A 12,780-nucleotide genomic window follows, 5' to 3' on the forward strand; every position below is an offset into this window, starting at 1 on the left:
TTACTGAAAAAATAGAAGAAGACGAACTTCAAAAGTTCGCCTCCTACACTGATAGAAAATCTGAATCGCTACAAAATCGGCACGACCAACAATTTTCATAATTTTATTTATGCCTCAACCCTTGTCGTATCAAAGGTTGAATCGGTTTTATCCAATAGAACCTTCCATTTCGAACTTGATCAGGCGATTCATTTCTACTGCATATTCCATTGGCAATTCTTTTGTAAATGGTTCAATGAATCCCATTACAATCATTTCTGTTGCTTCTTCTTCGGAAATACCTCTACTCATTAAGTAGAACAACTGCTCTTCTGACACTTTTGAAACTTTCGCTTCATGTTCTAATGAAATATTGTCGTTTAAAATTTCATTATAAGGGATAGTATCTGAAGTAGATTTATTATCCATAATTAATGTATCACATTCAATATTAGAACGTGCTCCATCTGCTTTACGACCAAAATGAACAATACCACGGTATGTTACTTTTCCACCTTGTTTTGAAATAGATTTCGAAACAATTGTCGAAGAAGTATTTGGTGCTAAATGGATCATTTTTGCTCCTGCATCCTGATGTTGTCCTTTACCAGCAAGGGCAATCGATAAAGTCATTCCTCTTGCGCCTTCCCCTTTTAAAATAACAGCTGGATACTTCATCGTTAATTTGGAGCCAATATTACCGTCAATCCATTCCATCGTTGCGTTTGCTTCACAAACTGCACGTTTTGTTACAAGGTTGTAAACATTGTTAGCCCAGTTTTGGATTGTTGTATAGCGGCAATAAGCATCCTTTTTAATGATAATTTCAACGACTGCACTATGAAGAGAGTTTGTAGTATAAACTGGTGCTGTACACCCTTCTACATAATGAACATGTGCTCCTTCATCTACAATGATTAATGTACGTTCAAATTGTCCCATATTCTCAGAGTTAATACGGAAGTATGCTTGAAGTGGTGTGTCTACTTTTACACCCTTTGGTACATAAATAAACGATCCACCAGACCATACAGCTGAATTTAACGCTGCAAACTTATTGTCTGTTGCTGGAATAACTGTTGCCCAATGCTCACGGAAAATATCTTCATTTTCCTTTAATGCTGAATCTGTATCTTTAAATACAATACCCATTGCTTCTAAATCTTCTTGCATATTATGGTAAACCACTTCTGATTCGTATTGAGCGGATACTCCAGCCAAATATTTTTGTTCTGCTTCTGGAATTCCTAGCTTATCAAATGTTTGTTTAATTTCTTCCGGAACTTCATCCCATGAACGCTCCGTTTTTTCAGATGGTTTTACATAATACGTAATTTCATCAAAGTTTAAAGAAGCTAAATCGCCGCCCCATTGTGGCATTGGCATATTGTAGAAGTGCTCAAGCGATTTCAAACGATAATCCAACATCCATTGTGGCTCATCCTTCAATTTAGAAATTTCTTCTACAATTTCTTTCGTTAAACCACGTTTAGAACGAAAGATAGAAACGTCTTTATCCGAAAATCCATACTTATAATCCCCAATATCGGGCATTTTTTTTGCCATTTCTTTTTCCTCCATTCTATGCACATTTTCTTATTTCCACCAATAGAAACGATTCTAACTTAGTTAAATTCCTTCGTTAAATCCTTTTTCCATTGCCTTCCATGCTAAAGTTGCGCACTTTATCCTAGCTGGAAATTTACAAACACCTTGAAGTGCTTCAATATCTCCTAAATCTATATCATCACTATATTCTTTTCCTTGCATCATATCTGAAAAGATTTTAGAAAGCTTAAATGCTTCCTCTACTGGTTTTCCTTTAATTGCTTGCGTCATCATGGAAGCAGACGACATGCTGATGGAGCAGCCTTCGCCTTCAAATTTTGCGTCTTTTACTACTCCATCTTCTACCTGCATTGTTAGTAAGATGCGATCGCCACATGTTGGATTATTCATATTAACAGTTAGACTGCCTTCTAAAACCCCTTTATTACGAGGATTTTTATAATGATCCATGATAACACTTCTGTAAAGTGTATCTAAATTATTAAAAGACATCGCTAAAATACTCCTTTGTTTTACTAATTCCTTCAACAAGTTTATCAATTTCGTCTTCAGAATTATAGAGGTAGAAACTTGCTCTTGCCGTTGCAGAAACATTAAGCCATTTCATTAATGGCTGAGCACAGTGATGTCCTGCACGTACAGCAATTCCTTCTGCATCTAATACAGTTGCTACATCATGTGGATGTACATCTTCAATATTAAACGTAATAACCCCTGCACGATTCTGAGCATTATTCGGTCCGTAAATGGTTAATCCATTAATTGTAGACATTTTCTCCATTGCATAAGCTGCTAATTTATGTTCATGTTCAATAATAGCATCTAAACCAACCTCTTGAAGAAAATCAATCGCCGCACCTAATCCTATTGCTCCTGCAATAATAGGTGTTCCCCCTTCGAATTTCCATGGTAGCTCTTTCCATGTTGATTCATATAACCCAACAAAATCAATCATTTCTCCACCGAATTCAATAGGTTCCATCTTTTCTAACAATTGTTTCTTCCCATATAATGCTCCAATTCCAGTTGGTCCACACATTTTGTGTCCGGAAAAACCAAGAAAATCACAATCAATGTCTTGAACATCAATCTTCATATGCGGAGCTCCTTGCGCAGCATCCACAACTAGTACTGCCCCATATTTATGGGCAATAGCAGCAATTTCCTTGACTGGATTTATTACGCCTAATACGTTGGAAACATAAGTAACAGATACAAGTTTAGTAGCATTTGTTATTGTTTCTTCAACATCTGCTAAAGAGAGTGTACCATCTTTTTGCAATGGAAAATACTTTAAAGTAGCGCCTGTTCTCTTAGCTACTTGCTGCCACGGAATAATATTGCTATGATGCTCCATTGGGGTAATGATAATTTCATCCCCCTCTTTTAGATTTGCCATAGCGTAGCTTTGTGCAACTGTATTTAAAGCAGTTGTGGTTCCTCTTGTAAAAATAATTTCTTCTACTGATTTAGCATTTATAAAGTTTTTTACTTTTTCTCTTGCACCTTCGTATCCGTCTGTTGCCTTCGTTCCTAATGTATGAACACCGCGGTGCACGTTTGAATTATACTCTCGATAATATTTATTAACAGCCTCTATTACCTGAACTGGCTTTTGAGAGGTTGCTGCACTATCAAGATAAACTAAAGGATGGCCATTGACTTCTTGATTTAAAATGGGAAAGTATTGACGAATATCCTGGATATTCATTATTTTACTTTCCTTTCAATTATTTCAACTAATTGCTTTTTAACTCCCTCAATTGGAAGTTGTTCTACAACGGGTGCCAAGAAACCATGAATAACTAATCTTTCTGCTTCATGTTTTGGAATACCACGGCTCATTAAATAATACAACTGCAACGGGTCTACTCTTCCAACAGATGCAGCATGACCTGCTGTTACATCATCTTCATCTATTAGCAAGATTGGGTTTGCGTCGCCTCTTGCTTTTTCACTTAACATTAACACACGTGATTCTTGTTCAGCATTCGACTTTGTTGCACCGTGTTCAATCTTTCCGATTCCATTAAAAATGGATGAAGCACTATCCTTCATAACGCCATGTTTTAAAATGTATCCTTCGGAGTTTTTGCCGAAATGCACAACACTTGTAGTAAAGTTTTGTTTTTGTTCTCCTCTTCCGACTACAACTGATTTTGTATCACCTAAGGAGCCATCGCCGATTAGGTTTGTTACATTTTCAGAAATAGTATTGCCATCATTCATAAATCCTAATGCCCATTCTATCTTCGCATCACGATTTGCAACACCACGGCGGTTTACATATGTTGTAATGCCTTTAGCCAAATTGTCAACTGCACCATATTGCACTTTAGCATTTGCATTTGCAACTACTTCTGTAACAATATTAAAGACAGCATTTTCCGGCTCCACTGTTGATACATAGTTTTCAACATACACAACAGAGCTATTATCTTCAGCAACTACCAACACGTGATTAAATAAATTAGCTTCTTTATCATCATGTAAGAAAATAGCTTGAATTGGTTCTTCTAATTCCACATTTTTTGGTACATATAAGAATACACCACCATTAAGCAAAGCAGCATGCAATGCCGTTAAACGGTGCTCATCAACTTTGACAGCATCTTTCATAAAATATTTTTGTAAAAGATCACTGTATTCTCTCGCCGCAGTAAAGATATCGGTAAAAATAACCCCTTTTTCTTTTAACTCATTTGATACTGCTAAAAAAGTTGGGCGATTATTGCGTTGAATATATAATGTTCTGTTTTTTTCTAAATCAATAAGTGCTTTCACTTCATCTGGAAATTCACTTACATTTGTGAAATCTTCGCTGCTTACAATATGTTTATCTATTTGTGTTAAATTCCAATTTGTAATTTTGGTCTTATCTGGACTTGGCATTGGAAGGTTCTCTGCATTATTAAATGCTTGTACACGCAATTCCGTTAACCAAGCAGGTTCGCCCATATCTTTTGAAAAGGCTGTTATATATTCCTGGTCAAATGGTAATTTAATTTCAGTTGTCATGTCGATCCCCCTAAACTTACGCTTCTTGTTCAACTGTTTCGTCTTCAATGCCAAGCTCTTGCTTAATCCAATCATAGCCCTCTGCTTCTAGACGTTGTGCAAGTTCTGGTCCACCTGATTTAACAATACGACCTTGCATCATAACATGGACAAAATCAGGAGTAATGTAATCTAACAATCTTTGATAATGCGTAATAATTAAGCAGCCGAAGTTTTCTCCACGCATTTCATTAATTCCTTTAGAAACTACTTTTAATGCATCGATGTCTAATCCTGAATCAATTTCATCAAGGATAGCGATTTTAGGCTCAAGCATCATTAATTGAAGAATTTCATTGCGTTTTTTCTCTCCACCAGAAAAACCTTCATTTAAATATCTTTGTGCCATATTTGGATCCATTTCAAGGAACTCCATATTGCTGTCCATTTTACGAATGAATTTCATTAATGAAATTTCGTTTCCTTCTTCTAGACGGCTGTTAATTGCCGAACGAAGAAAGTCAGCATTTGTAACTCCGCTTATTTCACTTGGATATTGCATTGCTAGGAAAAGACCTGCACGAGCGCGCTCATCCACTTCCATTTCTAATACATCTTCCTCATCAAGTGTTACAGAACCACTTGTTATTTCATATTTCGGATGGCCCATAATAGCGGAAGAAAGTGTAGACTTTCCTGTTCCGTTTGGACCCATGATTGCGTGAATTTCTCCTCCCTTAATTTCAAGATTAAGACCTTTAACAATTTCTTTTTCTTCAATTGCAACATGCAAATCGTTAATAACTAATTTTGATTGACCCATTATTTTTATACCCCCATAATAAAAGAAGTTTAGTTCATTAAATTGCTGAAACTTCATTATCAATTTATTCTCATTATTATATTATAACAAATAAAAACTCATCGCAACCTATAGGAATATAGATTGAATTTTCTTTTAAAGATTAGGCTCTGTTGAATTCCATTGTTGATTTTCAAAAGGTCAGGAAATCCACTCCCTTTCCGCGGACATTCTTTCAAGCCTCCTCGCTCGTTCCTCACTGCGGGGTCTTGCCAGCCCGTTTTTCTGCAGGAGTCTCGCAGATTCCCTTCCTATAAACAACATGATCGTTTAACTGAGCCAAAGGATTAAAGTATCTCATTCTTATAGTACCTTATTTTTATGCGTTTGTTGTAATTTTCTTCATTTGTTCGAAAAACCTTCAAAATTAACTGAATATTCTTATTATATTCTTATGATTAACGGTTCTTTTTGTTCAGAATACAACCGCTTCCTTACTATAATTTACTTTTTTCCAAAATATAATAAAATAAATTACAAAAATTCCCCTCTATGATTACTTGAAGTTATAACACCACCTGTTATTCCCATTATTCTCTGTTTAGAAACACCTTGTTTCATAAATTCTTTCAAAAAATAAATAATACAATATTTATTTTAAAAACGGCCAGAGTCTTCCTTATGCACAGATACAAAAGAAACCTGTCCAATGTTAAACAGGTTTCTTTTAAATTATTTAGATACCGGCAGTACGGCACCTTTGTATTCTGTTTTAATGAAATCTTGAATTTCTTTAGACTGTAATACTTCTACTAAAGTTTTAATTGATTCTTTATTTTCATCTTCTTTGCGCACTGTAATAATGTTTGCATAAGGAGATTCGCTTCCTTCTATTTCAATAGAATCTTTTACAGGATTTAGACCAGCATCCAACGCATAGTTGGCATTAATTACTACTGCATCGCCTTCTTTATTATTAAAGATCTGTGGTAATAATGCTGGCTCATAATCAGGTTTAAATTTAATGTTTTTTGGATTGTTCACAATATCTTTTACTGTTGCATTTACTTTATTAATACCATCTTTTAATTTAATAAGTCCGCCTTTTTCTAATAATGAAAGAACACGGCCATGTTCTGCAACAGAATTACTGAAAATAACGGTAGCGCCTTTTGGCAATTCATCTAAGCTTTTATATTTCTTAGAATATACTGCCATTGGTTCAATATGAACTGCTCCAGCATTAACAAAATCATAGCCATTTTCTTTAATTTGCAATTCTAAATACGGAATATGTTGGAAAAAGTTTGCATCTAATTCTTTTGATGCTAACGTTTTATTTGGCAATACATAATCTTGGAATTTTTTAATTTCTAAATCAATGCCTTTTTTTGCTAAGATCGGTTTTGCTTTTTCTAAAATTTCAGCATGAGGAACATTAGATGCACCTACTACTAATTTTTCATTTTCTTCACCATTTGATGCATTTTCTCCATCTTTGGATGTTCCACAAGCTGCTAGAACAAACACAAATGTGAACGCTAATAATAAGGATAATAATTTTTTCATACTGTAATTCTCCTTTATCTTTTGTCTAATTTTGATGTTATATAATCTCCAATAAATTGGATAATAAACACAATAATAAGGATAATAATCGTTGCCATTAATGTTACGTCAGCACGGTTGCGTTGAAATCCTTCCAAATAAGCCAAATTACCTAATCCGCCGGCACCAATTACTCCTGCCATTGCAGTGGAACCCACTAAAGCAATCGTTGTTACTGTAATCCCTGAAACTAATGCAGGCATGGATTCAGGCAATAGTACTTTAAAGATAATAGTGAATGGTTTTGCCCCCATTGATTTCGCTGCTTCAATAACGCCTTTATCTACTTCTCTTAATCCTATTTCCACTAATCTTGCATAAAACGGAGCAGCTCCAATGATAAGTGCTGGCAACGCAGCTGTTGCCCCAATCATGCTTCCTACTAAAAACACGGTTAATGGAATTAATAGTACAATCAATATAATGAACGGAATAGAGCGAAAAATATTAACAACTGCACTAATAATTTTATTTATAAAAGGATTAGCCCACATATTTCCTTTTGCTGTTAAAAACAGTGTAATTCCTAACAAGATGCCTAAAATAAACGTTACAACGATGGAAAAGCCAGTCATATACAACGTTTCCTTTGTTGCTAACCACATCTTGTCCCATTCCACATTTGGAAAAAAACGTGTCATCATAGCTGTATCACCTCCACGCTAATGTCCTGTGAATGAAGAAATTGAAGTGCTTTTTCTGTCTCTTCTTTTTCTCCATCTATATGAATGTATAACGTTCCATAAGAGCCATTTTGCGTTGGGCTGATTTTTCCTTGAATGATATTTACCGTTATATCAAATGAACGGATCAGCTTCGTTATAACAGGCTGCTCTGCATTTTCGCCAACAAAACCTAAAATAACAACTTTACCGGATGTATATCTGGAGGTAAGATTTTCAATCGTGTCTTTCGCTTCTTCTGGTTCAATTACCTGCTGAACAAACCGTTTAGTTATCTCTTGTTCTGGATGTTTAAATACATCAATCACAGGTCCAGATTCTACCACTTTTCCATTTTCCATCACGGCAACACGATGACAAATTTTTCGGATAACATGCATTTCATGCGTGATTAACACAATGGTTAGTCCTAATCGCTTATTAATATCTACTAATAAATCAAGAATGGCATCCGTAGTTTGTGGATCCAGTGCTGAGGTCGCTTCATCACAAAGCAGCACTTTTGGATCATTTGCAAGTGCTCTTGCTATGCCCACTCTTTGTTTTTGCCCCCCACTCAATTGAGATGGATAAGCATGTTCTCTTCCTTCTAGTCCAACCAATTTGATTAATTCTGCTACCTTTTTATCTCTAGCTGCTTTTTTTACTCCAGCTATTTCAAGAGGGAAACTTATATTTTGTTTTACCGTTCTTGACCACAGCAAGTTAAAATGCTGAAAAATCATGCTGATTTCTTGACGAGCTTTTCGAAGCTTGCTTCCTTTTACTTTGGAAACTTCATGTCCTGCAACATGAACGCTTCCTTCGCTCGGTATTTCTAATCCATTTAACATTCGGATTAATGTACTTTTTCCTGCACCGCTATAGCCTATTACTCCGAATATTTCACCTTGTGAAATATTTAAATTCACATCATCTACTGCAACAACTTGTCCTTTTTTTGCTGGATAGATTTTTTTTACACTATTTATGTTAATCAATATTCTTCACCTACTTTTGTCTCCACCATTACTACCTTTAAATAACAAACATTACTATTCTTCTATATCTTTTGAGTGAATAAGAAGAATCATACTTCTTTTAATCAACAAAAAGCCTTTCTGCATTGTTTGAGCAGAAAGGCTTTAGTCTATTCTAAACCTTCCTCTCATCTATCAAAGCAAACTGCTTTGTGTGAATTGGCACCATGTCAGCCTAAAACTAACGGTTGCCGGGTTTCATCGGGCACTTCCCTCCACCTCTCTTGATAAGAGTAACTAATTTATTTTCACTGTTAATTATGTTGTTATTTATTTGGATAGACGTAATGTAACACGCCCAAAATTAGGTGTCAATATTTAATAATGCATTTTTTAATATAATGTTTTTTCTGAATTTTTCATTAACTTCTGTTAGATTATCTTACAAAAATATTTAGTTAATAGCCTTAGTGTTTTTATGATTTTGTACTGCTTGTTGAAGGGCCTGTTCTATATCGGCAATTAAATCATCCACGTGTTCAATGCCAACAGATAATCGTATTAAGTCTTCTGTCACACCTGCTTCTTTTAATTCTTCCTTGTTTAATTGCTGATGTGTTGTACTTGCTGGGTGGATCACTAAACTTTTCGCATCACCAACGTTCGCTACATGTGCCCATAGCTGCAGCGAATTAATAAACTCTGCTCCACTTTCTCTTCCTCCTTCAATTCCGAATACAACAACCGCGCCTGCACCTTTTGGTAAATATTTTCTGGACAACTCATAATCAGGATGAGCGGAATCTCCAGGATATAAAACCCATTTCACCGCCGGATGGGAATGCAAATATTGCACGATTTTTTCCGTATTAGCAATATGTTCCTTTATCCTTACATGCAGTGTTTCTAACCCTAGAGTAAATTGAAAAGCATTTTGAGGACTAAGTGCTGGCCCAAAGTCACGAAGAAGCTGGACTCTTGCTTTTGTAATATATGCAACTTTTCCAAGAGCAACACTGTACACTAAATTATGATAGCTTGGATCTGGTTCAATAAATCCAGGAAATTTCGGTGAGTTCCAATCAAAATGCCCTCCATCGACTATTACCCCCCCTAATGTTGTCCCATTCCCTAACAGCCATTTTGTGGCAGAATGTATCACAACATCTGCTCCATATTCAATTGGTCTGCATAAATATGGTGTGGCAAAAGTATTATCGACAATTAACGGAATTCCGGCATCATGAGCAATAGCAGCCACTTTTTCTATATCTAATACCTTCAAGCTGGGATTGCCGATTGTTTCCGTAAAAATAGCTTTAGTTTTTTCCGTTATCGCAAACCGAAAATTATCAAGATCGTCCGGATCTACAAACTTAACGGTAATTCCATACTTCGGTAAGGTGGTGGCAAATAAGTTATACGTGCCTCCATAAAGATTGGAAGACGCAATAATTTCATCACCAGCTTGTGCAATATTTAAAATCGCCAACGTAATCGCTGCTTGCCCACTTGCTACTGCTAAAGCACCGACACCACCTTCTAATAAATTAACTCTTTCTTCAAAGACCGTAACTGTTGGATTATGAATTCTTGTATAAATAAACCCTGGTTCTTTTAAACCAAATAAATTGGCAGCATGTTCTGTATTTTTAAATTGATAAGCATTGTTTTGGTAAATTGGCACAGCTCTTGCTCCAGTTATCGGATCAGGCTGCAACCCTCCATGCACACTTAATGTTTCAAAATGGTACTCTTTTCTTCCATTAGTCATCGTCCATTCTCCTTTTCTGAAATAGTTGTAGAAGAGGGTTTTCCATAGTTGAAGTTGTCTTTCTTCTATGTTTAATAGAAAAACATTTTCAATCAGTCTGATTAAAATGACAGACAGTAAAAAAACCCTCATTCCATAAGAAGAGGGCTTAATATCGACTCTTCTTATCTTTCAAAGCATGTAAAGCTTTGCTGGAATTAGCACCGTATAATGATCGGTTGCCGGGTTTCAAAGGGCCAGTCCCTCCACCACTCTTGATAAGAAACTTATTAAATTTTCAGTCAGTTCAACTGTTAGAGAGATCGTAACATGGTAAATAATCGTTCGTCAATATATTTTTTACAAATTCTTGAAATATTATAGTGATATTATAACTTTTTATGAACTGTATTTTTTATATTGACTAGATAAAAAAGGGATTCTAACATTAATAATTTTCTGATTGTGGTTGTTATCGTTAAACTTTTCTCTTTTTTTAATTCGCGTAATAACACTTCTCCAAGAAAAATTGATTGTAAGCAACTTTCGCTGCCTTCCATTAAAATATCTGGTTTTACAGGATTACTCTTTAAAAGATCGAATCGAACTTCTTTTAATTCGATGCAATACTTTTCTTGATTGCATGTTAACAGCATAATAAATGATTCGTTTTTAATCAGTGGTTTGATAACATGACTCTTATTTAATCTTTCTAATAAGTCCATAATAAACTGTTGCATTTTCTCCCCACCTTCCTATCGTTCCCTTTATATGTATTCTTCCTGTCAAATTAAAACCCTTTAAGATTACAAAAATACCATGAAAATTCGTTTGACATGTATTTCCCGAGAAATGTCATAACGATACTAATTTTGTCGATACTGCTTATATCTGTTTCTATATATTTTTTACATAATAAAAGGCTCTGTTAAACTTGCCTGTTGATTTCCGCTTCAGGCGTTCGCTTTCCGCGGGCGGTCCGGGAGCCTCCTCGGCGCTGTGCGCCTGTGGGGTCTCCCTCTGACTCGCTTTTCCCGCAGGAGTCTCACACCTTCCACTCCAATCAACATCGTGCCAAAATCAACAATGAGCTTTAACATAGCCAACAAAAAAAGCTTCCTATTAAAAATCCCCCATTATTTAAAGCTTTAATAATAGAGAACTTTTATAGGAAACCTTTTATTATGACATTTGTTTGTGAATTACATCCACTAAATAAGGTACGGATTGAAATGCATATATTTTTTCTTCTAATTTATTTTCTTTAAAAATTAAAAGGCATGGTACACTTTCCACTTCATATTTTTCTGCTAAATGCGGTGCGTAATTTAAATCCATCTTTGCAAAAATAGGTTCTTTTATGATTGCTTGAACGACATGAAGCATTTTAGACGCCATCATACATGTTCCACAAAGGGGAGTATACAAATAAAGCATAAATCCTGTTGTTTTCACTTCTAATAAGGTTTTTTCTACTTCTTCCAACGTCCAGTCATTCATTATTAACTCATCCTTAAATCTAAATATTCGGGGAAAATATCAATATTTGCTTGCAGCAATACAGTAGCTAAATGATATTCAGGTGCCGAAGCCACTTCTCGATACATTTTGTCTATATATAAATGCTCTGCTTCAGGCAGTTCTTTCTTAAATTGCTTTCTTAATTTTTCTCCTGAATTATCTGCATCTACTAAAATATAGACATCTTTATCAAATAACTCTTCTATTAACTCATCTAATTTTGAGACACCAATTGTTCCATTTGTACAAATGATATCAATTGGCTCTCTAATAATATTTTTAATTTTCCGTTTATCCGATTTACCTTCTACAATGATTATTTTTTTCATCATGATCACCTAAAGGAAGTATTGAGTTTAACTTTATCATATTCAGAAGAGGAGATAAAGTGCTAAGGTTTTATTTTCAGAATTTTTAGTTAAATAGATTGTTCAAAAATTCTGAAAGCACATTCAAAAGCACCGGGAAAATTACCGGTGCTTTCATGATTAATCTTCTTTTATCATTTCTTCATACTGCTCTGCAGTCATAAGATTATTAATATCATCGATGTTGTTTGGTTCTATTACAACCATCCATGCTTTTTCATACGGAGATTCATTTACAAATTCAGGGCTATCATCTAAATCTTCATTTATTTCGACAACTTTTCCGCTGATTGGCGCATATAATTCAGACACTGTTTTAACAGATTCAACACTGCCAAAAGGCTCGTCCGCAACTATTTCGTCTCCAACCTCAGGCAACTCAACAAAAACAATATCACCTAGCTCAGATTGAGCAAAGTATGTAATACCTATACGAACATTTTCCCCTTCAACTTTTACCCACTCGTGTTCTTCTGAATAACGTAATTCTTTTGGTGTACTCATCTACAAATCCCTCCAAATTATATTATATTTAAGAAAA

13 protein-coding genes and 2 riboswitches are annotated in these 12,780 nt (G+C 35.1%); all 13 genes read right to left on the reverse strand.

The annotated features are described in order from the left end of the window. Nucleotides 1-147: 147 nt before the first annotated feature. The 13 genes from sufB to gcvH all read right to left on the reverse strand — a co-directional run bounded on the left by sufB (nucleotide 148) and on the right by gcvH (nucleotide 12,743). Nucleotides 148-1,545, reverse strand: coding sequence for a Fe-S cluster assembly protein SufB (sufB, locus tag ACTYA4_RS03635; RefSeq protein WP_443480240.1), 1,398 nt, complete (start codon nucleotides 1,543-1,545; stop codon nucleotides 148-150). Between the two features lie 63 nt (nucleotides 1,546-1,608). Next, entirely contained in the window at nucleotides 1,609-2,040 is a 432-nt protein-coding gene (gene sufU, locus ACTYA4_RS03640) for a Fe-S cluster assembly sulfur transfer protein SufU (RefSeq protein ID WP_443480241.1), read from the reverse strand. After that, nucleotides 2,030-3,259, reverse strand: a complete 1,230-nt coding sequence (locus ACTYA4_RS03645; protein ID WP_443480242.1) for a cysteine desulfurase — start codon at nucleotides 3,257-3,259, stop codon at nucleotides 2,030-2,032. The genes sufU and ACTYA4_RS03645 overlap by 11 nt, the downstream gene beginning before the upstream one ends. Further along, a complete protein-coding gene (gene sufD / locus ACTYA4_RS03650) occupies nucleotides 3,259-4,566 on the reverse strand; it encodes a Fe-S cluster assembly protein SufD (RefSeq protein WP_443480243.1) in 1,308 nt (435 codons plus the stop codon). Before sufD ends, ACTYA4_RS03645 begins: the two co-directional genes overlap by 1 nt. A 16-nt stretch (nucleotides 4,567-4,582) precedes the next feature. Beyond that, nucleotides 4,583-5,368 carry a Fe-S cluster assembly ATPase SufC gene (sufC, locus tag ACTYA4_RS03655; protein ID WP_443480244.1) on the reverse strand — a complete coding sequence of 262 codons (786 nt, stop codon included), beginning with the start codon at nucleotides 5,366-5,368 and terminating at the stop codon, nucleotides 4,583-4,585. Between the two features lie 711 nt (nucleotides 5,369-6,079). After that, the gene (gene metQ / locus ACTYA4_RS03660) at nucleotides 6,080-6,916 is read right to left on the reverse strand and encodes a methionine ABC transporter substrate-binding lipoprotein MetQ (RefSeq protein ID WP_443480245.1); all 837 of its coding nucleotides are present in this window, start codon (nucleotides 6,914-6,916) and stop codon (nucleotides 6,080-6,082) included. Between the two features lie 14 nt (nucleotides 6,917-6,930). Then, a complete protein-coding gene (locus tag ACTYA4_RS03665; protein ID WP_443480246.1) occupies nucleotides 6,931-7,599 on the reverse strand; it encodes a methionine ABC transporter permease in 669 nt (222 codons plus the stop codon). Then, nucleotides 7,596-8,618 carry a methionine ABC transporter ATP-binding protein gene (locus ACTYA4_RS03670; RefSeq protein ID WP_443480247.1) on the reverse strand — a complete coding sequence of 341 codons (1,023 nt, stop codon included), beginning with the start codon at nucleotides 8,616-8,618 and terminating at the stop codon, nucleotides 7,596-7,598. The genes ACTYA4_RS03665 and ACTYA4_RS03670 overlap by 4 nt, the downstream gene beginning before the upstream one ends. A 164-nt stretch (nucleotides 8,619-8,782) precedes the next feature. Further along, nucleotides 8,783-8,891: riboswitch (SAM riboswitch) on the reverse strand. A 160-nt stretch (nucleotides 8,892-9,051) separates the two neighbouring features. Next, on the reverse strand, nucleotides 9,052-10,371 hold the full coding sequence (locus ACTYA4_RS03675) for an O-acetylhomoserine aminocarboxypropyltransferase/cysteine synthase family protein (RefSeq protein WP_443480248.1): 1,320 nt from the start codon (nucleotides 10,369-10,371) through the stop codon (nucleotides 9,052-9,054). Between the two features lie 161 nt (nucleotides 10,372-10,532). After that, nucleotides 10,533-10,635, reverse strand: a riboswitch (SAM riboswitch). A gap of 104 nt (nucleotides 10,636-10,739) precedes the next feature. Further along, the gene (locus ACTYA4_RS03680) at nucleotides 10,740-11,090 is read right to left on the reverse strand and encodes a hypothetical protein (protein ID WP_443480249.1); all 351 of its coding nucleotides are present in this window, start codon (nucleotides 11,088-11,090) and stop codon (nucleotides 10,740-10,742) included. Nucleotides 11,091-11,532: 442 nt separating this feature from the next. Beyond that, a complete protein-coding gene (locus ACTYA4_RS03685) occupies nucleotides 11,533-11,850 on the reverse strand; it encodes a thioredoxin family protein (RefSeq protein WP_443480250.1) in 318 nt (105 codons plus the stop codon). Nucleotides 11,851-11,852: 2 nt separating this feature from the next. Continuing rightward, a complete protein-coding gene (locus ACTYA4_RS03690) occupies nucleotides 11,853-12,200 on the reverse strand; it encodes a toprim domain-containing protein (RefSeq protein ID WP_443480251.1) in 348 nt (115 codons plus the stop codon). Nucleotides 12,201-12,359: 159 nt separating this feature from the next. Beyond that, nucleotides 12,360-12,743, reverse strand: a complete 384-nt coding sequence (gene gcvH / locus ACTYA4_RS03695; RefSeq protein ID WP_443480252.1) for a glycine cleavage system protein GcvH — start codon at nucleotides 12,741-12,743, stop codon at nucleotides 12,360-12,362. Nucleotides 12,744-12,780 lie beyond the last annotated feature (37 nt).

The organism is Niallia yueguangensis (genome assembly GCF_052663115.1).

What these genes read in the sequence shown, in the direction of transcription:
- sufB (WP_443480240.1), bottom strand. Translation starts at nt 1,545, where the DNA reads ATGGCAAAAAAAATGCCCGATATTGGGGATTATAAGTATGGATTTTCG.
- metQ (WP_443480245.1), bottom strand. Translation starts at nt 6,916, where the DNA reads ATGAAAAAATTATTATCCTTATTATTAGCGTTCACATTTGTGTTTGTT.
- sufC (WP_443480244.1), bottom strand. Translation starts at nt 5,368, where the DNA reads ATGGGTCAATCAAAATTAGTTATTAACGATTTGCATGTTGCAATTGAA.
- ACTYA4_RS03645 (WP_443480242.1), bottom strand. Translation starts at nt 3,259, where the DNA reads ATGAATATCCAGGATATTCGTCAATACTTTCCCATTTTAAATCAAGAA.
- ACTYA4_RS03680 (WP_443480249.1), bottom strand. Translation starts at nt 11,090, where the DNA reads ATGCAACAGTTTATTATGGACTTATTAGAAAGATTAAATAAGAGTCAT.
- ACTYA4_RS03685 (WP_443480250.1), bottom strand. Translation starts at nt 11,850, where the DNA reads ATGAATGACTGGACGTTGGAAGAAGTAGAAAAAACCTTATTAGAAGTG.
- ACTYA4_RS03690 (WP_443480251.1), bottom strand. Translation starts at nt 12,200, where the DNA reads ATGAAAAAAATAATCATTGTAGAAGGTAAATCGGATAAACGGAAAATT.
- sufD (WP_443480243.1), bottom strand. Translation starts at nt 4,566, where the DNA reads ATGACAACTGAAATTAAATTACCATTTGACCAGGAATATATAACAGCC.
- ACTYA4_RS03675 (WP_443480248.1), bottom strand. Translation starts at nt 10,371, where the DNA reads ATGACTAATGGAAGAAAAGAGTACCATTTTGAAACATTAAGTGTGCAT.
- gcvH (WP_443480252.1), bottom strand. Translation starts at nt 12,743, where the DNA reads ATGAGTACACCAAAAGAATTACGTTATTCAGAAGAACACGAGTGGGTA.
- ACTYA4_RS03665 (WP_443480246.1), bottom strand. Translation starts at nt 7,599, where the DNA reads ATGATGACACGTTTTTTTCCAAATGTGGAATGGGACAAGATGTGGTTA.
- sufU (WP_443480241.1), bottom strand. Translation starts at nt 2,040, where the DNA reads ATGTCTTTTAATAATTTAGATACACTTTACAGAAGTGTTATCATGGAT.